Origin of the sequence: Methanolinea mesophila (genome assembly GCF_017873855.1) — an archaeon.
Lineage (GTDB): Archaea > Halobacteriota > Methanomicrobia > Methanomicrobiales > Methanospirillaceae > Methanolinea_B > Methanolinea_B mesophila.
Window position 1 is genome coordinate 974,422 of the sequence record NZ_JAGGKR010000001.1, and the last position, 21,297, is coordinate 995,718.

At 51.1% G+C, this 21,297-nt stretch carries 19 protein-coding genes; 8 read left to right on the forward strand and 11 right to left on the reverse strand.

What is annotated here, in order from left to right:
- The first annotated feature begins 108 nt into the window (after positions 1–108).
- From J2741_RS04435 to J2741_RS04455, 5 genes are read left to right on the forward strand one after another with little or no spacing between them, the layout of a single operon-like run.
- The gene (locus J2741_RS04435; RefSeq protein ID WP_209673814.1) at positions 109–1,035 is read left to right on the forward strand and encodes a glycosyltransferase family 2 protein; all 927 of its coding nucleotides are present in this window, start codon (positions 109–111) and stop codon (positions 1,033–1,035) included.
- Between the two features lie 40 nt (positions 1,036–1,075).
- Positions 1,076–2,287 carry a glycosyltransferase family 4 protein gene (locus tag J2741_RS04440; protein ID WP_209673815.1) on the forward strand — a complete coding sequence of 404 codons (1,212 nt, stop codon included), beginning with the start codon at positions 1,076–1,078 and terminating at the stop codon, positions 2,285–2,287.
- A complete protein-coding gene (locus J2741_RS04445; RefSeq protein WP_209673816.1) occupies positions 2,268–3,707 on the forward strand; it encodes a B12-binding domain-containing radical SAM protein in 1,440 nt (479 codons plus the stop codon). The genes J2741_RS04440 and J2741_RS04445 overlap by 20 nt, the downstream gene beginning before the upstream one ends.
- 1 nt (position 3,708) lies before the next feature.
- Positions 3,709–4,899, forward strand: coding sequence for a glycosyltransferase (locus J2741_RS04450; protein ID WP_209673817.1), 1,191 nt, complete (start codon positions 3,709–3,711; stop codon positions 4,897–4,899).
- 7 nt (positions 4,900–4,906) lie between these two features.
- Positions 4,907–6,121, forward strand: coding sequence for a glycosyltransferase (locus J2741_RS04455; protein WP_209673818.1), 1,215 nt, complete (start codon positions 4,907–4,909; stop codon positions 6,119–6,121).
- A gap of 133 nt (positions 6,122–6,254) precedes the next feature.
- On the opposite strand, the gene wecB is transcribed toward J2741_RS04455, so the two are convergent.
- The 6 genes from wecB to J2741_RS04485 all read right to left on the reverse strand — a co-directional run bounded on the left by wecB (position 6,255) and on the right by J2741_RS04485 (position 12,744).
- On the reverse strand, positions 6,255–7,325 hold the full coding sequence (gene wecB, locus J2741_RS04460; protein ID WP_209673819.1) for a non-hydrolyzing UDP-N-acetylglucosamine 2-epimerase: 1,071 nt from the start codon (positions 7,323–7,325) through the stop codon (positions 6,255–6,257).
- A 28-nt stretch (positions 7,326–7,353) separates the two neighbouring features.
- On the reverse strand, positions 7,354–8,784 hold the full coding sequence (locus J2741_RS04465; RefSeq protein WP_209673820.1) for a nucleotide sugar dehydrogenase: 1,431 nt from the start codon (positions 8,782–8,784) through the stop codon (positions 7,354–7,356).
- A 166-nt stretch (positions 8,785–8,950) separates the two neighbouring features.
- Complete coding sequence (locus J2741_RS04470) at positions 8,951–9,859, reverse strand: Gfo/Idh/MocA family protein (protein WP_209673821.1); 909 nt, start codon at positions 9,857–9,859, stop codon at positions 8,951–8,953.
- Between the two features lie 2 nt (positions 9,860–9,861).
- Positions 9,862–10,950 carry a DegT/DnrJ/EryC1/StrS family aminotransferase gene (locus J2741_RS04475; RefSeq protein ID WP_209673822.1) on the reverse strand — a complete coding sequence of 363 codons (1,089 nt, stop codon included), beginning with the start codon at positions 10,948–10,950 and terminating at the stop codon, positions 9,862–9,864.
- Positions 10,947–11,546: an acyltransferase gene (locus J2741_RS04480; RefSeq protein WP_209673823.1), complete on the reverse strand. Its 600-nt coding sequence runs from the start codon at positions 11,544–11,546 to the stop codon at positions 10,947–10,949. Before J2741_RS04480 ends, J2741_RS04475 begins: the two co-directional genes overlap by 4 nt.
- 280 nt (positions 11,547–11,826) lie before the next feature.
- Positions 11,827–12,744: a glycosyltransferase family 2 protein gene (locus tag J2741_RS04485; RefSeq protein WP_209673824.1), complete on the reverse strand. Its 918-nt coding sequence runs from the start codon at positions 12,742–12,744 to the stop codon at positions 11,827–11,829.
- A 320-nt stretch (positions 12,745–13,064) separates the two neighbouring features.
- Between J2741_RS04485 and J2741_RS04490 the strand changes: the two genes are divergently transcribed.
- On the forward strand, positions 13,065–14,504 hold the full coding sequence (locus J2741_RS04490; protein ID WP_209673825.1) for a polysaccharide biosynthesis C-terminal domain-containing protein: 1,440 nt from the start codon (positions 13,065–13,067) through the stop codon (positions 14,502–14,504).
- A 269-nt stretch (positions 14,505–14,773) separates the two neighbouring features.
- A complete protein-coding gene (locus tag J2741_RS04495; protein WP_209673826.1) occupies positions 14,774–16,000 on the forward strand; it encodes a glycosyltransferase family 2 protein in 1,227 nt (408 codons plus the stop codon).
- A gap of 93 nt (positions 16,001–16,093) precedes the next feature.
- On the opposite strand, the gene galU is transcribed toward J2741_RS04495, so the two are convergent.
- Together galU and J2741_RS04505 are read right to left on the reverse strand one after the other, a co-directional pair.
- Complete coding sequence (galU, locus tag J2741_RS04500; protein WP_209673827.1) at positions 16,094–16,972, reverse strand: UTP--glucose-1-phosphate uridylyltransferase GalU; 879 nt, start codon at positions 16,970–16,972, stop codon at positions 16,094–16,096.
- Positions 16,973–17,066: 94 nt separating this feature from the next.
- Positions 17,067–18,341, reverse strand: a complete 1,275-nt coding sequence (locus tag J2741_RS04505; protein ID WP_245249401.1) for a UDP-glucose dehydrogenase family protein — start codon at positions 18,339–18,341, stop codon at positions 17,067–17,069.
- Positions 18,342–18,763: 422 nt separating this feature from the next.
- Between J2741_RS04505 and J2741_RS04510 the strand changes: the two genes are divergently transcribed.
- On the forward strand, positions 18,764–19,492 hold the full coding sequence (locus J2741_RS04510; RefSeq protein WP_209673828.1) for an FkbM family methyltransferase: 729 nt from the start codon (positions 18,764–18,766) through the stop codon (positions 19,490–19,492).
- Between the two features lie 149 nt (positions 19,493–19,641).
- On the opposite strand, the gene J2741_RS04515 is transcribed toward J2741_RS04510, so the two are convergent.
- From J2741_RS04515 to J2741_RS04525, 3 genes are all read right to left on the reverse strand, one after another.
- Positions 19,642–20,022, reverse strand: coding sequence for a hypothetical protein (locus tag J2741_RS04515; protein ID WP_209673829.1), 381 nt, complete (start codon positions 20,020–20,022; stop codon positions 19,642–19,644).
- Positions 19,994–20,179: a hypothetical protein gene (locus tag J2741_RS04520; RefSeq protein WP_209673830.1), complete on the reverse strand. Its 186-nt coding sequence runs from the start codon at positions 20,177–20,179 to the stop codon at positions 19,994–19,996. Before J2741_RS04520 ends, J2741_RS04515 begins: the two co-directional genes overlap by 29 nt.
- A 281-nt stretch (positions 20,180–20,460) precedes the next feature.
- Positions 20,461–20,964, reverse strand: coding sequence for a hypothetical protein (locus J2741_RS04525; RefSeq protein ID WP_209673831.1), 504 nt, complete (start codon positions 20,962–20,964; stop codon positions 20,461–20,463).
- Positions 20,965–21,297: the final 333 nt, after the last annotated feature.

Here is a 21,297-nt window from a genome sequence, read left to right on the forward strand (position 1 = left end):
GGATACCATTCCCTGCCTTGATATTCCGATTAAACTGAAGAATTAGAATTCAATTGTTAGCAAAACCCACACAAAGATAATCACATCCTATAAAAGAATATTAATCAAATGCCCGAAACGGAAAAATCTTCCAAATCGGTAGGCCTCATCTATGCAATAATCCCTGCCTTCAACGAAGAGGTGGCGATAGGGTCGGTGGTCCTTCGGACGAAAAGAAATGTCGACAGGGTCCTTGTGATAGACGATGGTTCGACCGATGCCACTGCCGAAATTGCTGCAGAAGCCGGTGCCGAGGTACTCCGCCTGGATGAAAATCGTGGAAAGGCATATGCAGTGATCAGTGGGTTTTCCAAATTGAAGGAAATGCATCCGATAGCTGTGGTGATGCTGGATGCCGACGGCCAGCACAATCCCGACGAGATTCCGCGGGTAATTCAACCTATTCTCAACGATGACGCGGACCTGGTGATTGGCTCGCGATATCTCGGCCAGGAGAACATCGTTCCAAGCTACCGGAAGGTCGGGCAGAAAACCCTTGACCTTGCCACCAGCATGAGTTCGGGGTATTCTTCCACCGATTCACAGTCCGGATTCCGGGCGATCGGAGGAAAGGGGATCGATTGTTTCAATTTCACCTCGGAGGGCTACAACCTTGAATCGGATATGATAGAGACGTTCCTCAGGAAAGGGTGCAGGATCATTGAGGTCCCTATTACAGTAAAATACGATATTGCCAATACACACAAAAAACATCCCCTCGCACACGGGGTCGACGTGATGAGTCACCTCTTCGGGCTTATCGGGTACAAGCGACCTCTAATCTCGTTCGGTATGCCAGGACTGATCTTTACCGGGTTTGGGCTTGGCGGAATAATTTACACGTTTTCAGTGTATTATTCGGGCGGAGATTTTCACTATATTGTCTTCATAATGGGAATCGTGGGGATCATTCTCGGGCTCCTGCTGCTCACTTCAGCCCTTATCCTCAATTCGCTGTTGATTATTATCCGGGAACAAAACATGGAACGGCCGTGAAAATAGAAGACTTCAGGTTCAGGATCGTCGGGGGACAATCATGAGCCGCCTTTCAGTCGCAATCCTGACACCCGAGTTCATCCCGGTCCGGGGAGGAACCGGGGCGTATGTGGAAGGCCTCGCACGTAATTTCCCTCGGGATGTGGATGTCCATATCGTAACCCCCTACGTTGCAGGAGAGCCGGAAAAAATGATCTCTCCCCTGGGAGGCCACATAACAGTACATAGGCTGGGGACCACGTCCAACAGTTTTATCGATAATTTGAGGTTCCAGCGTATTGTCGGAACACAATTACCCCTGCTCGTGGAAGAATATGCAATTGATATCGTCCATTCACAAAGTGCCCTGCCAGACCGGTATATCGATCCCAGGATGCTGAAAGTCCCTATCGTGACCACGATCCATTCGACCATCGAGGAACAGATCGCCACGATCGAGGCAACCAAACAGGGATTTTTCAGGTTGTCGGACTCGGAACGCTATTGCATTCTTTTAAGCCCTTTTCTTAAAAGAATTGAAAACAAGTATTACACCAGTGACAGGTATTTCATCGCGGTATCCGAATGGACTAGAAATCAGGTCATCCGGGCAAAGCAAATCGACCCTGAAAAAATCACCGCTATTCACAATGGTGTGGATCCCGAAAAATTCCGGCCTCGAGAGAAAGAAGAGGCGGCCAGGCATTTCCCCTCTCTCGATACCTCGGACACCCTAAACGTCCTGTTTCTCTCAAGGATGAATGCAAGCAAGGGACTGTATACTTATCTTGATGCTCTTGAAGATATTTCGAAGAACACTCACCTCCACTTCATCTTCGCAGGCCCGGGAGAATTTCCTGAAGTTTCTCTTCCCGGTGACTCGTTCACCTATCTAGGACCGGTTGATCACGATATTGCCCCTTATCTCTACAACCTTGCAGACGTTTTTATCCTGCCGTCATTTTACGAAAATTTCCCAATAAGCGTTCTTGAAGCAATGGCATCCGGGTTACCGGTAATCGCATCCGAAGTGGGAGGGATCCCGGAAATGATCAGGAACAGGGTCAATGGGATACTGATCCCGCCAAGGGATCCCAAAAGAATTACAGAATCACTTATCATGCTTGCAAATGACGGTACTTTAAGAAATTTGCTTGGTCGAAATGCCAGGGGTTCCGTTGTTTCAGAATTTACCTGGAACCATGCCGCTACTGATACGATGAACTATTATAGAGAGATATTAGGCCGTAACAATGGAGATCCTGCTCGTTAACCCCCCCAGGCTAGATGAAAGAATACCGGTAATCCGGGAGGATCGCTGCGAGATTACCGATCGGTATGCAATCATCCCTCCCTATTCCCTCCTGCAGATGGCATCGATACTCAGGGAAAAGGGTCACCTGGTGCACCTTATCGATGCGAACGGGGAGAATATTACGTACTCCCAGGTCAGGGAAAGAATTTCCGCCATCAATTTTGACATAATTTTTTTCCGGTTCGGGCCGACGACATTCGACTGGGACATGCGGGTCTCGCAGATCTCAAAAGAACTCAGGCCTAAAGCCGTTACCGCAGGAATATGCTACACAGTATGGTCAATTCAGAGTGAGGTGATGCAACAGGCGGATAATCTTGATATTTTAGTTTCCAACGAGTGGGAACAGATTATTCCACGGATCGTGACCTCAATCGGGGCCAACACGGCACTCGAAGGAATCACAGGAATTTGTTTCCGTCAAAACGGAAAAATCGTAGAAACCTCGAGAATTGAGACGGTGAAAGAATATGGGGATCTCCCGCTTCCAGCATACGATCTAATTGCAGATTTCAGAAATTACAGGCCAAATACTCCTACAAATGGAAATTTCACGATAATTTATACCAGCAAGGGGTGTCCCTTCGGATGCACATACTGTACAGTTGCCCGGACACCCTATCATTCGAAACCCGCGAATAAGGTGATCGAGGAGCTCCTGCTCCTGTACAACAATTACGACGTGAAGCTGGTCACGTTTTTCGACGAGACCTTTACCATAGACCGGAAGCGGACTGTCACAATCTGCGAGGAAATATCCCGAAAGATGCCGGAATTACGATGGTATTGCAACACCAGGGTGAACCTGGTCGATGACGAGCTCCTCGGGATCATGCATGAGGCAGGATGTCGGGGGATCGCCTACGGGATCGAATCCGGCTGCCAGAACATTTTGGATAATGTCCACAAAGGAATCACAGTCGAGCAGGCACGGACTGCGATCCTGCTCACTAAAAAGAACAGGATAAAGGTGTACACGAGTTTCATTCTCGGACTGCCGGGTGAGACAAGCGAGACCGTCGCCGAAACGTTCTCGTTCCTGAAGAGTACGACACCCCACGGGGCACAATTCAATATCGCAGTGCCTTACCCGGGGACAGAACTCCTTGACTACGCAATTCGGGAAGGATTGATATCAGAGTACCGGTGGAAAGAATTGTACCAGCACCAGGCAATGCTGAAATCCGAAACTCTTACGCCAGAAGAACTGGAAGCGTTCAGGAAAAAAGCATACAGGATCCTGTATCTTAATCCGATGTGGGTGGCCTCGAACGTACGCTGGGTCCTTGAAAATCCCGAAGATCTGCGGCTGGGAATCCGCTACTATCTTAAGGCCCTCAGGAACCTGTTTATCCACGACATGGAGCATGCTCACTAATATGGAAACAAAAAAAATCCTGCTGACTTCCACTTTTTTTCCTCCCTACCACATAGGAGGGGATGCACTCCATGTCTTCGCCCTCGCACACGAATTACAGGACAGAGGATACGAAGTCCACGTCATCCATCTTCTGGACTCGTATTATTTCAAAAGAGGAAAGGGCGGGGTACCACGAGATGACGAATTTGTAACTGATGCACAAATCCACTCGATTAAATCCCAATATGGCTTTTTCTCTTTGTTGAGTGCTTATTCGGCGGGAGTCTCAAGGGCCATCGACAGGAGAGTTGAGGCGATCATCGATGAAATCCATCCCGATGTACTGCATCACCACAATATCGCCGGGTTCGGACCTTCAATTCTGTTCCATCATGCCCCAAATGTGCTCTACACCGCACATGATTACTGGCTTGTCTGCCCTCTCGGGAGTATGATGTTCAGGGATTCACTCGAATGTGGGTATAATAAAAATTGTACGCTGTGCCTTCTTGCCAACCGGAGACCCCCCCAGTTATGGAGAAGATCCAACCTGTTCAATTCAGAAAGAAACCAGGTCAGGACAATTATTTCTCCCAGTGAGTATGTCAGAGATGTTCTGATCCGCTACGGAATTAAGCAAGATGTAGTGCATATCCCGAATTTCATCGACCCCCCTCCGGATGATGAATCCTCTAATCCTCCAGTCTTCGAAGACTTCTTCCTGTTCGTAGGGGTTTTGGAGCACCATAAGGGAATACTTGACCTGATACAGGTATTTCGTGAGGTCCGGAATAAAAACCTGGTAATCATCGGAACCGGCTCACTCGAAGGTAAGATCAGGGAATCTTTGAACGCAGAAGGTGATGCTAATATCCGCTATCTAGGCAGAGTGGCTAAAAAGACATTGTTTCACTATTACCGGAACGCGAACGCGGTGATCATTCCCTCACTCTGGCCGGAAAATAATCCGTTGGTCGCACTGGAATCCCTATCGGTAGGAACCCCTATTATTGTCTCAAATAGAGGCGGACTTCCTGAAATTGCCGGAAAAATAGGTGCAACGCTTATCTTCGATCCATGCGATTTCGGGCAGTTAAAACGGATCATCGAGGAATTCCAGGGATCAAGAGCAGATATAAAAGAGATCTTTGATGATAATTATTCACAGGAAGCATTCTTCAGGCAATATATCCCATTGATCAAAGAATAGGAATTGCATGCACATTCTTGATAGCCATGAATTTATCGAGTTATATCGGGGAGATAAGGACCTCCGGATCGGAAAAATTCTTGCGTTGGATTACGACTGCACTTATACGGTCATGGTTCCGGACTTGCAGAGCCCCGCTGATAGAAAAATTCTCGATGAAAAATCTAAAATTTTTTCAGAATTCATGAAAGGTTTTCCGGAAAAAATGAATTTTATTCATTATAAGACTCACTTAATCTATTTCAACAGGAAAAATATTTCCCTCGGAGGATTTTTCCAGGTATCTTTGACCTACTTTATGAAATTGTTCAAAGCAAAACGCGTTGATCTGATCCTAGAAAATGTGTACACTACCTTTACCCCGCGTATGTACATGACTTTTTTCTACAGTATTTTGACAAAAACACCAGTAATTTACGTTGATGCAGGAGATATCCCCGCAAAAGGGACTATGAAAAAATTTTTGAGCAAATTTGAAAAAATTTGCATAGAGAATTCGAAAGGCATAATCGTATATAACGAACTTGGATCCAAACGCTACCTGCTCGAGTATGGCATTTCATCGGATCGAATTAGCGTTATCCCAAAACCTGTGGATTCTATCGAATTCAATCCCATGGTATCAGGGGCTGATTTTAAAACACGGTTCAGTCTTGAAGATAAGTTTGTCGTAGGGTATTTCGGCCGGCTTGATGCCAACAAGGGATCCGCGTGCCTCCTGAAGGTCGCCAAGGAATTATCGGAACGAAATCTCGATAATATCATCTTCCTTTTTGTCGGCGGAAATATCGAAAACAAAAGCAGTACAAACTTCAAACAAATACTTTTGGACTATGATCTCCCAAATGTTGTAGTAACTGGGATGATATCGCACGATGAAATGCCTATGGCATATGCATCGACGGATATTGTTGTTTTTCCGGATATTACTAATATCCCCGGTTTCCCCACAGTCCTTGCCGAAGCGATGTCCATGCAGAAACCTATCGTTGCCGGAATAAATGGATATGAAGAGGCTTCTCCATTGAATCCGGAGATGGGACTCATTATTCCCCCTCGCGATATTGGAAAAATTATCGAGAGTATTCTTCTTTTGAAGGATAACCCACATATAAGGGAGAAATTTGGATTAAACTGCAGAAAATTCGTTGAATTAAATATGGATTATGATAAAGTTGTGCATAAGTACTATGCCTTGTTCCTGAAGGCCGTCGCAAAATAATTCCTTTTCCATCATGAAAGGCAGCATTATCACCATTTTCATTCCTATTTGGCCAATTCTTCGATAAATACTCATATTAAGATAAATGCTTGATTTGGCCAGTATAGAGTTTTTTTGATTTAATTGAAAATTACTAACAGATTTTAATGGAATTTAAAATGTCAGCAATCCGCCTGCTTGCTCCGATTGTGCCGAAAACACCAATTTTTCTTTTTGACGATTTGATATTAACGATTTCAGATAAAATCATGAAATAATCTGCTCCAACTAGGACATTCCACCCGTCCTTCACGGTCTCGACCCATTCGGTATTTTCCCTAAGGGTGATGCAGGGAACATTAAGCAGATATGCCTCTTTCTGCATTCCGCCGGAATCGGTGAGTATCTTTTCTGCATGAGCCATTAAACGGATCATATCCAGGTAGCCGAGCGACTCACTAAGGATAATGTTCGCGGGAAGTGTATCGAGAAGGCCATAATCCGAAAGGCATTTCCTTGTCCTCGGATGTATCGGGAACACCACCCGTTTCCCCGATCGGCCCAGGGCGGAAAGAATCGCTTCCATGTGTTCCCGGTTGTCCGTGTTTGACGGCCGATGGACGGTGACTACTAGGTAGGACCCAGGTACCAAAGCAAACCGCTCCAGTATGCGGGACTTTTCTTCAGCAATCTCCCGGTTGTACTCCAGGGCGTCCACCATCACATCTCCGGTGAGATGCACCCCGCTCTTGATACCTTCCTGAGCAAGATTGTCGATCCCCGTCTGCGTAGGACAGAAGAGGAGGTCGGATATATGGTCCGTCAATACCCGGTTGATTTCCTCGGGCATTGTCCGATCAAAACTCCGTAACCCGGCCTCCACATGGGCCACCGGAATGTGGAGTTTCGCGGCCGCAAGAGCCCCGGCAAGGGTGGAGTTCGTGTCACCGTATACAAGCACCAGTTCCGGCTTCTCCTTGATTAGTACCTCCTCAACTTTTGCGAGGATCTTCCCGGTCTGCTTCCCATGGGATCCGGATCCCACTCCAAGGTAATAATCGGGCTTCGGAATATGGAGTTCCTCGAAGAATATATCGGACATCTCCAGGTCATAATGCTGTCCGGTATGGACGAGTAGTTCGGTATGCTTTTTTCGCAATTCGCGGGACAACGGGGCACACTTGATGAACTGTGGCCGGGCTCCAACGATTGTAACGATCTTCATGGCTATGCAACACCTCACACCGGTTCAATTACTGTAGCGGGTGTAGATTCTTATCCCCTCTCCCGATACCCTTGTACACGAATCCGTTACGGATGAACAAATCTGCATCAACAACGTTCCTGCCGTCGACAATAACCGGGTGTTTTTCCTGCATTAACATCTTCAGAAAAACCGGGTCCAGGTCATAGTACTCCGAATGCCCAGTAAAGATTGCGATCGCATCCGCTCCTTCCAAAACCACAGCTAAGTCCTTCTCGATCTCCACTCCCGGATATTCTGTTATCCAAGGATCATGCACTTTCACAATGGCCTTGGCTTCCCGCATTCGGTTCCGGTATAACTCCGAGGGGGTGTTTCTTGCATCGGCGGAGTTGGTCGTGAACGCCCACCCAAGTAATGCGATATTAGCTCCTTCTACTGTTTTTCCTGCCCTTTCAAGTCCCGCTATTGTTAAGTTGAATATGTGCTTCGGCATGAAGTCGTTGATATTCCGGGCCAGGACGAAGAGGGAATCTTTCCCTTCGGGATAGTCCAACGGCCCACCGAGGACCTTCACCCCCCGTTCCAGGTGATAGGTGTCCTTTGTCAGGCAGTGTCCGCCGACCCCGGCACCCGGCCAGAGGATCGCCCTTGTCACCCCTTCTTCCTTCAGGCTTGCAATCCCCTCCCGTACGTCGTACACGTTGATCCCCATCGCCTCGCAGTAGAGGGCGAGCTCGTTCACCGCGGCGATCTGCAGGTCACGGAACGTGTTCTCCGCGGTCTTGGTAACCTCCGCCGCCGTCGCGGTCATGGGGATGATCTTCCCTTTCGTGAGAAGCGGAGAGTAGAGCTCTGTCGCCCGCGTCGTACTCGTCTCGTCGATGCCCCCGACGATCCTGTCGTGCTCCTGGATATTCCGGATCAGCCTTCCCACCATCACCCTCTCAGGGGCATGGGCGAGGGCAAAATCCTCCCCGGCTATCATCCCGGACTCCTTTTCCAGGATCTCCCGGGCGATACCGCTGGTCGTCCCTGGGGTTATCGTCGACTCGAGGACTACGAGAGTACCCTGCTCCATGTTCTTTCCCACAAGCCTGAGGCCTTCGAAGAGGGCAGTAAAATCGGGTTCCAGGTCTTTTGGGTTCCTGAAGGGCGTCTGGATGGCCAGGGTGACCGCGTCGCATTCCCCGATTTTCGAAAAATCGGAAGTGCAGGCGAATTTCCCGGCTTCGACCACCTTTCCGATGAGTTCTTCGAGCCCGGGCTCTTCACCCTTCAGGGGGCTCTCGCCACAGTTGAGCATCTCGATCTTGTAGCCCGAGGTCTTTGAGGCCCGCTGGAAACCATACACCTTTTCGATGCCGGGAAGGTCGGCAAAGAGCACTGCCGAGGGGATTCCGACATACCCCATCCCGACCACCCCAATCCTGCGGATGGGACCTCTTTTCTTCAGTAAACCGGAAAGAATGGAATTCATGTCTGGCCATTCCCTATTCGCCATGATGTGGGATATTGTATCGGTTGTTCATTATTCCCGGCGCACACGAAATAATATCTCTTCAATTCCTGGAGGTTCACTTCATTGCACGATGGTTCATGGTCCCCGGACGCAACCGCGGATATCGTCCGGTAGCTGATGGAATTCACGAAAGTCCCGCCTTGATCGATTCGCAGATCCGGAGGTCCTCGTACGCCTGCAAAGCGGTTACCGGGAACTCTTTTCCGTCCTTTGCACATTCGAGGAACGTCTTTAACTCCACCTTGAGAGGCTCGACCTTGTTGACCATCACCTTCTCGATGATGTTCTCCTGGACATAGCGCTCGTTCTCCACATGGTAGGTCTCCGGTTTCCAATAGGAAAAAATCTCCTGGTTCATGAAGTCTCCCTCGATCGTGAGCTCTTCCTCCTCGATGTAGATCCTGCGGATCTTCTTGGAGGATTTTCTGCTTGCCGAGAGAAACGCCGGAGTCTTCCCGAACCGGAACAGTGCCGTCGCGACATCTTCGGTACCCCCGGGAGTGAGATCGAATCCGTCCGAGAAGAGGACGTGGCGGAGGATATCGATATCGTGGATCATCAGGTCTTCCACCACCGATGCCCCTGTGACACGGTACGAGGCGGGATTGTGCCGGTTCATCTCCACGTAGAGGGGGTCTTTGCAGATACGGCGCACTTCGGGAACGATCGGGTTGAACCGCTCGATGTGTCCCACGCCGAAGGTGGTCCCTTTCCCAATAAGGGGAAGAAGTGCCTCTGTCTCCTTCGTAGTTGCACATATCGGCTTCTCCATCAGGACGTGAATATTCTTCGGGAGGACCGTCCTCGCTACTTCGAGATGAAACTGGGTGGGCACACAGATACTCACCGCTTCCACGTTCTTCACCAGCTCCTCGATACTGGAACAGGGTGTCGCACCATTCTCCATGCCGACCGCTGTCGCGGCCTGGTAGTTCACATCATAGACGTATAAACCGGAGACGGGCCTCAGTTCTGAGTACACCCTGACATGATTCTTCCCCATGACCCCGACGCCTATTACCCCTACATCCATGACTATTTCACCTCGTTCAATATTGTGACGATATAATCCCTCTCCGTATCAGTCACCGACGGGTGAACCGGGATACTGATGACTTGATCTGCAAGCCTTGCGGATACCGGGCATTTCGTATCACCCGCAATCTCTCTGAACACAGGTTGCCTGTGCAGAGGTATCGGGTAATGAACTGCATTCCCGATGCCTTTCCCGGAAAGGTATGCAGAAAGGCTTTCTCTCGTCATAGGACCGTTCTCCATGACTTTGAGCACATACTGATGGAAAACGTGAGTTGCTCCGGGGACTTCGAACGGAGGGATTATTCCTGCGGCCCGGATATTCTTCGAATAATACCTTGCAATCGCTCTCCTTCGCGAATTAAACGAATCGAGTTTATTCAGCTGGACACATCCCATGGCGCCTCCGATATCGCTCATCCGGTAGTTGAACCCGAGGCAGGAATGGAGATATTTCTCGCTCTGTCCGTGATTAATTATTATCCGGATCCTTTCGGCGAGGTCCCGGTTGTCGGTGGTCACCATACCCCCCTCACCGGTGGTCATATTCTTCGTGGGATAGAACGAGAAACATGCCGCATCCCCTAACCCTCCGGCCTTTTTATTATGATATTCCGCCCCGTGAGCCTGGGCAGCGTCCTCGATCAGGGGTATCTTCGCATCTTCGCAGAGTTCCCAGACCGGGGTGACCTCAAACGGCTGTCCAAACAGGTGTACACCTATCACAGCCCTGGTTTTCGGGCCAATACACTCCTGAACTGAAATGGGATTCACATTGAATGTCCTTTCCTCCACGTCGGCGAATACCGGCCTGGCCCCGCACATGCACACGCTCGATGCCGTGGCGAAGAACGTGAAGTCCGGCACGATCACCTCGTCCCCTGGCCGTACCCCGAGAGCAAGAAGCGTCGCGTGAAGCGCGGCAGTTCCATTATTTACTGCGACGGCCTCAGCCACGCTACAGTACTCGGCAAAATTTTTCTCAAACCGGGCCACGTTCTCCCCCTGGGCGAGCATCCCGGAATACAGGACGTCCGCGACCGCCGACACCTCTTCCCCCCCCATCGAGGGTTTCGCAATCGGAATCATATGAACGTCCTCATCTGATCGGGGAGGTCCCGTATCCGTGCGGGAGATCCGATCGCCATCTTCCCTTCGGGAACGTCCCTGGTCACGACCGATCCCGCTGCAACTGCTGCCTTTTTCCCGATCCTGATGCCGGGCAGAATGGTACAGTTAGCCCCGATGACTGCCGAATCACCGACCACAGGTCCTTTCAGTTCAGGTTTCCCTGTCGGGGGGTACCGGTCATTCGTGAGGACCGCATTCGGGCCGATAAACACATTATTTCCTATCTCCGTAAGGGTTGGAATGAAGACCATGCTCTGGATCCTCACCCCGTTTCCGATAGTACAGAATCCCTCGATTACCGTCGCAGTCCCTATCGCAACATCCGACCCGATTCTGGTCTTTTCCCGGATCATGACGTTATGGCCGGTCTGGAAATTATCCCCTATCTCCACATCGCAGTAGATTATCGTCCCGGTCCTAAGTATCGCATGGTTTCCTATTACTGTGCCGGGAAAATCCGTTTGTCCTAGCCGTTCCCGTGAAGGGAAACCAAGGATCACTGGTTCAAAAAGCTGAGCGGAATTCCCAATGGAATTTTTTCCATATCGTGTCATTGTTGGTGTACGCCCCCCCAGAGCGGGATATGAAGTGATTTTAAAATTCACTCAATAAATGGAAGATATAATTCAAGATAAATACATCGTTTTTGAAAAAAAGCCTATCCATAGTTGCCACCTCAAGATTTCGCGGCAAATTCGGTTTCATAACTCCCTGGAGTGTTTTGTCGAGCGCGCCGCCTGACCCGAATTTCATAAGATCCAGGCGCAAAATCCAAAAAAATCTTTTACTGGGCGAAGGATGTGAAAACCGGGGTTAGGTCTTACCACCTTCGGGCTACCCTTTGAAAGGTTGATATTTCACTGACCTTGCACACAGAATCAATCCATTGAGGAACCCCTTGAAATAACAGAACAATAATTTTGCACTTTTATGCTTAACCAAATGAACATACACCGTATGCCCGATATCATAAGAGAATAAATAAAAATAAAATTTGAAAAAACGGGCATCCGTGGAATATTTTTTCATGAAATACATCCGGTTACGTGTCATATAATATTCAAAAAACCCGGTGATTCTTCTCGTGGTGAAAGAAACCTTATGCCAGACTTTGGCATTCTTCAGACAAACGATCCTCAATCCCAGTTTTTTCACTCTTACACAAAAATCCACGTCTTCCCAGTAGGCGAAATATTCGGGATCGTATAGTCCGGTCCGTATGATAGTATTGTGTGAAATGAGGAGAAACCCGTGATAATCGATGTCCAGGCACGCAGGAAATTCTGTATCTTTTTGTCCGTTATAGAGAAGAGACGTGGTTGCATGGTCCCAGTCGATCATTGCGCCTCCGAGTTGAATGATTTCAGGTGCATCGTAATAATAGACCAAGGGTGACGCAATCCCGATCGAAGGATCGGATTCCATGCAATGCAATAATTCCTTGAGCATGTTTTCGTTGCACATCACATCGTTGTTGGAAATAAAAAGATAATCAAAACCCATTTCGAGTGCATGCCGGATCCCGACATTCTGCCCTTCCGCAACACCGTAATTTTTCCCGAGCTCGATCACGGTGAATTCAGGGAAAAGAGTCTTTACCATCTGCTGAGAGCCGTCTTTTGATCCATTATCAACGACAATTACGTCATAATTTGAATAGTCAATTTTTTTATAGGAATGTAAACACTCTTCAAGAACATTTTTCGCATCCCAGTTTACGACAACGATAATTACCTTTTTTGGATGTTCCAAATATTTTCACCTTTATGGGGCAATTTTTATTGAGAGAGGGGTTTAAGTTCCAACTCTAAAAATTATCCTATTTAATCCAAATTCGAATCACTTAAGAGGGTTCGCACAATAATTCTGGATGCTATCCGGGGGGAGTACCAATTTTCAGTTATGTACCGGAAAGGGGCCAGGTACATTGTTTCGGGACAGCCCGGATTCTGTGAAAGGTACTGTGACAGCCCAAAATGCCTGTAACCTGGAGGCAGAGCAGGAAAGTCTTGCAAATTAGGTTCTTTCTCCAGCGGGTACTTTTCGCTCAGGAAGATCCGGGAATTCAATGTATGAAACACAGGGTAGGGATCACGGGCCGGCACGGGTTCCTTGGCACAAGTCTCGACAGGTATCTCCAGAGATATGAGGATGAGATCGAGGTAATCCCATTTTCCCGGGATATGTTCTCACAACCGCATGACCTGATTGAATTTTGCCGGAACTGCGATACAATCGTTCATTTTGCCGCGGTGACCCGGGGTGACGAAGAGGCCGTGTACCGGGTCAACATGGATCTCGTGCTATCACTCTGCTCGGCCCTCGAACATGTGGAACACGTTCCTCACGTGATATATGCCTCATCGGTGCATGAAACCCGGAACACCGGGTACGGGCGGTCGAAACGTGAGGGAAGGATGCTGCTGGAGGAATGGGCCCGGAAGAACGGGTCCCCCTTTACCGGCCTGGTGATCCCGAATGTCTTCGGCCCGTTCTGCCGCCCGTTCTACCTTTCCTTCATCGCAACCTTCTGTTACCAGCTCACTCACGGGCAGGAGGCAGAGATCCACGTCGATGCCCTCATGAACCTGGTGTACGTGGAGGAGCTGATGGAACTGCTGGTATCCCTGATCCGTACAGGTCCGCAGGAGTCCTGCATCACCGTCCCGCCGGGCGGGGTATTCCTGGTCAGCGAAGTGCTCGAAAAACTGACCGGCTTTCGCGACCTGTACTGTGTCCAGGGGATTGTCCCCCCGCTGGACGAACCCTTCGACCGCAGACTTTTCACCACGTTCCACTCGTACGTTGAGCCGGCCCATTTCCCGGTCCCCCTGGACGTTTCCCGAGAGGGGGATACAAGAGTCGCAGCACCGGGAGAGAAAGACAGAGAGGGGGTAGTCATCTCCATGCTGGCATCAGGAGGGGAGAAGGATCATGAGAAGGTTGTCATCTCCATGCTGGCATCAGGAGGCGAGAAGGACCGTGGAAAGGCCGTCGTCTCCATGCTGGCATCAGGAGGCGAGAAGGACCGTGGAAGGGCCGCGGTCTCCATGCTGGCATCAGGAGGCGAGAAGGATCGTGAGAGGGCCGCGGTCTCCATGCTGGCATCAGGAGGCGAGAAGGATCGTGGAAGGGCCATCACCTCCATGCTGGCATCAGGAGGTGAGAAGGATCGTGAGAGGGCCGCCGTCTCCGTGCTGGCACTTGGAGGTGAGAAGGATCGTGGAAGGGCCGTCGTTTCGGTGCTCGCACCGGGCAAACGCATGGGAAATCACTACCATGCCGAAACATTCGAACGTCTCTCCATCCTCCAGGGGAATGCGTCCCTGCGGATGAGGAGGATCGACTCGGAGTGGGTCACCGAATACGACCTGGATGGAGATGCTCCGGGCTATATTGATATTCCGGTGTATCATACGCATGAAATCACAAATACCGGGGTCTCTGATCTCGTCACAGTGGTATGGAGCGATACGAGCGACGAACGGGATACCTTTTTTGAGACGATATGAAAATCGAGGCGCATCAACCCCGCCCGACCCGTTGTTCCACGGGGCCCGTGTTTTTTCCCACTATCAGCATTGATCCGGTTTCGTTCTCCCGATTCCGGAGAATGGCGGTGATGCAACCACCTGAGAGTAGAATCTGGTGCGGAAGTGAACAATGTCGGCGCATTGAGAGCAGGATTCGGGTGACAGAGATATCCCAGAATAAACCGAAATAGTTTCTATCGCTAAAAAAAAATACGTAACACATACGAAATCCCACGTGTGAACCTGGCATGCCTCCGCTGTTGTCGATCATAATACCCACGAGAAACAGGCAGAAATATGCAATCTCTACCGTTGAGAGTATTTTGAACATTCAGGATCCCGATCTCGAACTCGTGGTTCAGGACAACAGTACTACCGGGGAACTGGGAGAGTACCTGCGGAACACCACCGATGATGAACGCCTGGTCTATCACTATAATCCCCGTCCCGTGTCGATGATAGACAATTTCGAATGTGCGGTCAGATCGTCTTCAGGGCGGTATTTGTGTTGTATCGGGGATGACGACGGTCTCAATCCCGGGATCCTCGAGGTAGCACGCCAGGCGGATGAGGAAGGGTGGGATGCGGTCATACCGGCGATCAATGTCGTGTATTACTGGCCGGGTTCCCTGGGACGCGGTAGTACAAAAAAAGATCCGGATGACGGGGTATTGCACATTAATCCGTATTCAGCGGATATTTCGTTCGCCGATTCAGAGTCCGAACTCAGGAGACTTGTCCGGGACGGAGGACTGAATTACTTTCTCGCGGGAATTCCGAGGTTATACCACGGGATTGTAAGTCGAACGGTGTTACACGCAATATATGAAACAACCGGCTCACATTTCGGGGGATTGTCCCCTGATGTCTATATCGCCGTTGCGAGCGCCGGTTATGCAAAAAAAGTAGTTACGGTAAATTATCCGTTGACTATCTTAGGTGCCTGCGAAGCGAGCGCTACCGCCCAATCCGAGCGCGGGGAACATAGCGGACCACTTGAGAACGCTCCCCATTTCCAGCACAGGGAACACTATCAATGGTCGACGCGTGTCCCCTGTTTCTATTGCGTCGAGACGATTTGGGCCGATTCCATGGTCGCTGCCTTGACCGCCCTGGGAAGACACGATCTCCTGCGCGAGTTCAATACCACGAATCTCGCAGCCCATTGCATTCTCTATTACCCGAAATATTTCCCGGTCATCATCCGTGACATGGTACGGTATTTCAGGGAAACACCTACGGACCTTGCTACCGGAATGGTGAGATTCTCACACCTGATAGTGCATAATTTCAGGAACGACGTGCTGAAACGGTATCGTGCGAGAATCTGGGGGACCTCAGGACCTCCATGCACCACATACCATAATGTTCGCGACATACAGGAAGCGATGGGCATCCTGGCCGGGTACCTGGATCAGAACAACCCGGAATTCATGGACTCGATATCGAACACGAAACTGGAACAGGGGATTTAATGTTCCTGGTCCGGGCCGACGGCCTCACGTGAAACCTCATCCGCCTGGACCTGGGTTTGCATCAGGGAGGGCCCGGTACGAACGATCGATCCCTTACATCCCCTTTTTCCTGATATATTCCCCCAGTTCCCCCTTCATCCCCTCATCCTCCATCGCGTACTCGATGATCGTCTCGATATAGCCGAGTTTATCCCCGGTGTCGAACCTCTTCCCGGTATATTTGTACGCATATACATCCTCTTTTTTCATCAGCTGCCGGATTGCATCGGTCAGCTGGATCTCTCCGCCAGCACCCGGGGTCACCAGATCAAAGCAGGGAAATAGTGCGGGTGTGAACACGTACCTTCCAATCGCCCCGAGATTTGACGGAGCGTGTTCAGCCCGGGGTTTCTCTACGATATCCTCGAGAAGAAAGAGGTTGTCGCCCTCTTCACGTCCTTTGATGATCCCGTACTTGCTGATATCCTTCTTTGCAACCTCCTGTACCGCAATCACGGATCCACCGGTCTTCTCGAACACGTCGATGAGCCGGCGTGTGCAGGGGATCCCGTCCTTCATGATGTCGTCGCCGAGGAGCACCGCGAACGGGTCGTCACCGCAATGCTTTTCGGCCGAACGAACCGCATCGCCGAGGCCTTTCGGCTCCGTCTGGCGGGTGAAATGGATACCCCGGAACCTGGATATCTCGTTCAGGTCCTTCAGCTGCTGGTTCTTTCCATGACGCTCGAGGTGCATCCGGAGCTCCGGTGCGTCGTCGAAATAGTCCTCGACCGCGCGTTTCCCCCGCCCGGTGATGATCAGGATGTCATCGATCCCCGAATCGAAGGCTTCCTCGACGACATAGTGGATGACCGGCTTATCAATGATGGGAAGCATCTCCTTGGGCATCGATTTCGTCACGGGAAGGAATCGCGTGCCGAGACCCGCCGCCGGTATGACCGCTTTCCTCACCCGGGTCTTCTTCTTCACCATGATATGCTCACCCCGGAAATCGGGCGTCCGGCAGGAAGGGGGTCGCCTGCCCGCCCCGCCGCGCAGCGCCGGAGGCAGCGCAAATCCCCCCGCATCACCAGCACACTCCCTCGTAGATTGCTGCCTCCCTGCGGGCCCTGGCGATCCTCCGGCCGTCAATCACGATCTTCCCCCGGTAGTCCAGGTCCTCGAATTCCTTCCACTCGGTGACGATAAGGACCGCATCGGCGTCGAGCACCTCTTTCGCGGTCCCTGCGTACCTGATATCCGGGAAGAGCGGCCTGAAGTTGTCTGCCGCGATCGGGTCGAACGCGACAACCCTCGCTCCTTCGCGGAGCAGTGCCCGGATCACCGGGACCGCTCTGCTCTCCCTCACGTCGTCGCTGTCCGGCTTGAACGCGAGGCCCAGGACCCCGATGGTCTTCCCGCGTAGTTCCAGGTGCCGTTCAAGGAGGCTGACCAGGTTCGCAGGCTGCGCCTCGTTCCGTTCCATCACGGCGTCCAGGATAAAGGGCTCGATGCCGGTCGCCCGTGCATGCGCAATGAGCGCCCGGACGTCCTTCGGGAAGCAGGAACCGCCGAACCCGATCCCGGACCGGAAGAACTGGTGGCCGATCCGTGAGTCCATGCCTACCCCTTCAAACACCTCGTAGCTGTCGATACCGAGCTTCTTGCAGAGATTCCCGATCTCGTTCGCGAAACTGATCTTGGTGGCGAGGAAGGCATTGCTGGTGTATTTTATCATTTCCGAGGTACGGAGTGTCGTGAAAAAAACCGGGGCGTCGAGAGGTTCGTAGACCTGCTCCATGACCTTCCTGCTCCTGTCGTCGTGTACCCCGATGACCACCCGGTCCGCGTAGAAGAAGTCCTCCACCGCGGTCCCTTCTTTCAGGAACTCGGGGTTGGATGCCACGCCGAAGTCGAGGAATGCCTTCTTCCCGGATTCACGTTCCAGTATCGGGATCACGATGGTCTCCGTGGTACCGGGGAGGACGGTACTCTTCATGATGATCGTGCGATAGTTCCCATCCGACCCGAGACTTTTCCCTATCGTCCGGGATACCTCTTCCACCTGGCCCAGATCGATCGATCCGTCCTCCAGTGAAGGGGTACCGACGCAGACGAACGTGACCTCCGAATCGCGGACCGCACCGGCGAGATCGGTCGTGGTCCGGATCCTCGCCGTGTTCCTCTCCAGCAGGTCGTCGAGCCCCTTCTCGAAGATGGGGCTCACCCCGGAGCTGATCAGGTCGAGCTTCCTCTGGTCACGACCCACGAACACGACATTGTGCCCCATTTCCGCGAGGCACGCTCCGGTGACGGCTCCGACATACCCGGTCCCTATCACGGTGATATGCATCGTGTTCATAGACGTACGCCCCCCGTTCGAGAAGGAGACGACCCTGTGGAAGGAAAAAAAATCATTATTTGTCCGGGAGTGCAGCGTTTCATTCTCAAAACCTTCCCGTTATTGTTCGTAGTATGAAATTATAATAATTCTTCAATTTTTTCAGATCGTGCGGCCGCTTCATCCGGGAAGCATCTGTCTCTCCCGTTCACCAGAAGCATCCCGGGATTCAGGTTCATTTTTCGCCCGATACCTCACCTTTATTGAGCCCGGACAATCACTAAAGGTTAAATGCTACCCTGATGACCTAGTAGATGAGGGGAGCGTTGAGGTTATTATCAGGAAGCAAGGAATATGGAGGCAAATTCCTCGGTCTTTGCACCCGCTTATTGTCCGGGAAAGAACCAGGACAGGAGCAGTATTGTGAAGAGGAGATCCGGTTATTGCCCTGTTTATGCGACAAAAATAAGATTTCCCTCGATATCGGGGCCCATTGGGGAGAATATACCTTCTGGCTGGAGAAATATTCGAAATGCACCTATGCCTTCGAACCCCACCCGGATATGATCGAAAAACTCCATGAAAGATTTTCACAATATCCCAATGTGAAAATTATTCCCTATGCGGTATCGGACAGGAATGGTAGTGCCGAGCTTTATACTCCGTCGGTACACGGGGAAGAGATCATCGGCCTGTCCACGATCAACCTGGAAAAGAACAAACTGGACGGTTTTCCAATCGTAAAAAATCCGGTGAAAACGATCCGGCTGGACGATTGTCACCTGGATGAGGTCGGGTTCATCAAAATTGACGTCGAAGGGAACGAACGGGAAGTCCTCGAAGGAGCACAGAATATCCTTGAAAAGTACCACCCTGGCATTATGGTCGAGCTGGAAAACAGGCATCACCCCGGTGCAATCGATTCCATCGGTCGGTTCATGGAAGAATTCCATTATATGGGCTATTTCTTTTTCGAGGGAAAATTATTCGAAATGGTACATTTTCAACCCGAAGACCACCAGAATATAAAAAATCTGAATGAGACCGGCACCGGCAGGCGGGAAAATACCATCTACATTAACAATTTCATTTTCATACACAATTCGGACCGATCCACACTCAGGAAACTTACGAAATTCCTGAAACCGAAGGAACCCATAAAATTACACTGAGTTTCGAGGGGTTGTCCCCCCGGGCGGGAGAATAATCAGGATTATTTTTTCAGAATGCCTCCGATTGTAGTTCTCCGCACGTTACTAAAAAAGAGGACATGTTGTAGTTCCCCGCAGGTTACTAAAAAAATAAGGGACTCTCCCTTCATTCACCCCGCTCCCTTCTTCGCGTACATCCCTCCTCCCTTGATCAGCCCGTACTCGATCTCGTAGTAAGCCCCGGGGACAGAGATCACATAGTTAATCTTCTTCTCGGCCTCGGCATTACAGATCTGCTGCAGGAGCGAGGCCTGATCAGTCTGCGAATGTCCGCAGATCACCCAACGACGGGTCTCGTCGGTCATCTTCCAGGACCGCCCCGGGACCGCTGCAGGAGGTGACGTAATCTTCTCGTCCCCGGGGTCGAAGAAAGATATCACATCCCCGGCTCTCTCTTCGGCCTTTTTCTTCCCGGAATGCTGCCAGAGCGCCGCCAGGGAAGCCCCGGCGGCGGCAGTCAGCTCAACGATCTGCAGGATCCCTGGATCCATAGGCAATCCCCACGGCAACGATCTCGTGGTCTTCGCAGTGTCTGGTGAACTCCTCGCAGACCCGGTCGAACCTCCCGATCTTCTGGTAGATGCTCCAGAGGGCCGGGTAGATGGGGAGGATGGCCGCAAGAAGGAGTGCTGTCAGTTCATAATCCATTGTCAGTCACCCCGGTGTCGATGAGAGAGAAACTGCTCCGAAGAGTGAGTGCTGTCATTTCATAGTCCATTATGGTCACCCCGGTGTCGATGAGAGAGAACTGCTCCGAGGAGGAGCGCTGTGAGTTCGTAGTCCATTGTCGATCACCTCGTTTTCAACAGAATATGGAAAGGGAGCAGGAATATCGGGAAGATGAGAAATGGAGAGGGGGACCGATGAGGGGAACGCAGAGGGTTGGTTCTCTCCTCTCCTCATCTTCCGGTTCCCTTTCCCGTTCCCGTTCAGGCCAGGGCGGGCAGTGCGTCCGCCCAGGTCTCGAGTGCGGTCACGATGCCGTCGTCCGAGTAGGAGGAGACGGTCACCCGGTCCCTTGCGAAGGCAACGTAGTAGATCTCTCCTGCAGCGCTATGGCACTTCAGGGTGCAGGAGAAGCGGTCCGCTTCGGTATCCCGCACCGGGTCACCCCCCATAGCGGTGGCGAACGCCTCGTTTGCCATGATCTCGGCGATGTTCCCGGAGAATGCCCCGATCGTCGGGGCCCGGGCGGTGATCTGGCCCACGGTGGCTGCTTCGTTATCCTGGAACAGGACCCTTGCGGTGTAGTATTCCCGGCTCTTCATGACCGGTGCCTGCTCCACGTCGTTCTGAATGTAGGAGGTGCACCCCCAGGGGTTGTCGTCGAGGATTCCCTGGACGATCCCGTTAAAGGCGTTCACATCTGCGATCGGTGCCGCCAGTTCACGAACGGCGGTCTTCTGGTTATTGGTCTGGACAAAATTTGCCATTTTTTTACCTACTGCCTCTTTTGGAGGCACATACCAGGTAAGCAGGGGATATCAAGGGGTTTCTCCGGGGTGGAGAAACGGATGGCTCTATGACGCGGGATTTTTGAACCCGGGACAACGATGGGGAGGAAAATGAAAAAGATGGAAAATATCGAAATTTTCCACTCTTGTAGAGTGAAAATTTGAACCGGCAATGAAAGACCTGGCTGCCAAAAAGGTCGTTATTGATACCCTTGTACTGTCACCCCGCCGCTGGCGGCGCCCTCATGGGATAGTCCATGGCCGGTCGAATGCAGTGAACCGCACGTTACGAACACATTGTGAAAATAAACC